Here is a 204-nt window from a genome sequence, read left to right on the forward strand (position 1 = left end):
TGCATGTAAATGGGGCTATAGCTCAGCTGGGAGAGCGCCTGCCTTGCACGCAGGAGGTCTGCGGTTCGATCCCGCATAGCTCCACCATTTGCTCTTTGCTGAGAGCATGCAGTTTAGGTTAGAGATGCCAAAGATAAATGCAGAATTTATCTTTGGCTTTTTTAAGCCCGCTCTTTAAAAATTTGGAAAGCTGATAGTAATAAC

The 204-nt window shown here is 45.6% G+C and carries 1 tRNA gene; it reads left to right on the top strand.

Annotated features, from left to right (window positions below):
* Positions 1 to 11: 11 nt before the first annotated feature.
* Positions 12 to 87: transfer RNA gene (locus tag DB48_RS03840), tRNA-Ala, on the top strand.
* Positions 88 to 204: the final 117 nt, after the last annotated feature.

Source organism: Shewanella sp. cp20 (assembly GCF_000832025.1).
Lineage (GTDB): Bacteria > Pseudomonadota > Gammaproteobacteria > Enterobacterales > Shewanellaceae > Shewanella.